Annotated in this window: 1 protein-coding gene; it reads right to left on the bottom strand. The window is 42.6% G+C overall.

What is annotated here, in order from left to right:
* Positions 1 to 1,224 (bottom strand): group II intron reverse transcriptase/maturase (ltrA, locus tag AC4GZ8_RS26280; protein ID WP_491084830.1); only part of this gene is annotated, 1,224 nt, incomplete at its 3' end.
* Positions 1,225 to 1,714 lie beyond the last annotated feature (490 nt).

The raw sequence follows: 1,714 nt of genomic DNA, 5'->3' as shown, positions 1-1,714 counted from the left end.
ACTTTTGAGCCCTTGATTTAACCAGTAGTGGTTATCAAGGGCTCTATCTAGTATTGGGCTTTTGGCGATACGCCAATAACCCAGCCTAGTATTTGCCCATTCCCATGCCTTATTAGGCTTAATACCTAACTTCTTTAAGTTTCTATGTTTAGTTTTAACTTTCTTCCATTCTTTCCATCGAATCATCCTAAGTCTTCTCCGAATCCATCCGTCTAACTTAGCTAGAACCGAGGGGGTATCAGCTAATTGATAATATCCTAGCCAACCTACCAAGTAGCGGTTTAGCTTTTCTATCCTATCTTTCATGCTGATAGACCATTTTCTCGAAGTGATTTCTCTTATTCTCTGTTTAAAACGTTGAATACTCTGTTTAGCGATTCGGACTTTTGGTTCCTTTCGATGAAAGGTGAAAGTGAAACCTAGAAACTTACGTTTCCATGGTCGGTCTACTGCACTTTTCTCATGGTTTACTTTTAGTTTGAGTTTTCTCTCAATGAAAGTTGTGATACTTTCCATGATTCTCTCTCCTGCTCTTCTTGAACGAACATAGATATTACAATCATCTGCATAACGAACGAACCGCAATCCTCTTTTCTCGAGTTCTTTATCGAGTTCATCTAAAACGATGTTTGACAAGAGAGGGCTTAGTGGCCCACCTTGAGGGGTGCCTTCCGTGTTAGGACTGACAAGTCCTTTTTCCATTACACCTGACTGTAGGTATCTTCGTATTAATTGGAGCACTTTTGGGTCTTTAATGCGGTGGTTTAATATTCTCATAAGTCGGTCATGATTCACTTTGTCAAAGAATTTCTCTAAGTCGATATCCACAACCCATCCATACCCTTCTTTGATATAGCGTTTTGCTTGTCGGACTGCATCATGACCACGCTTATTGGGTCTAAAACCGTAACTTTGTCTAGAGAACGAGGGATCCAACTCCTTATTGAGTACTTGCGCAATAGCCTGTTGGATGAAACGATCTATCACTGTCGGAATTCCTAGCTTCCTTACTCCTCCGTTCGCTTTCGGGATTTCGATTCGACGGACGGGTTGGGGAAGATAGGTACCCTTTATCAGTTCGGTTCTTAAAGTACTCCAGTGTTCCATGAGATGAGACCGTAGGGTTTGTACGCTCATCCCATCTACCCCATGACTTCCTTTATTTCGTTCCACTCTCTCGAGTGCACTTGTAACGTTCTGATATGATAAGATTTGTTCCATCATAGATTTCAAACTCCTACGTGAATCAGTCATTCTTCTTGTGTGGGGTTGCTTTCAGCCCTTCTAATGTCCCCCGTGGATTCACCACTTCCTCCATTAGGAAGGATAATGTTTCTGCTTCATCAAGCAACACGTACGCCAAGTGCTGATTCTTCTTAATTGATTCAGTCCTTCCCAACGGTTCTAGATACCACTAGTACTATGACTTCTGCTGACTTCTGACTGTTCAGCTATTTATCGCTAAATAGGTTACCGAGTGTGCTCGGCTTTCCAGTCAGACCTCCCTGGGTAAGAATGCAATCTTTCCCTCCACCTATCTGCTTCATTTACTTGATATCGCCTTCGGCAGAATGGACTTTGTTTTGTTTTGCAAACTCATCCAACGATACCCTAGCCTCATATGAAGTTTGTGTTCCTCAGACCGGAGGTTTGCCGCTCGCTTCCTTCAGATTCCACGTCACCATGGACACCCTTGCGTTAAGCTAACTGCTAC

The organism is Metabacillus sp. RB-C-LZQ-3-1 (assembly GCF_058315175.1).
This window is presented reverse-complemented; position numbering and strand designations above follow the sequence as displayed.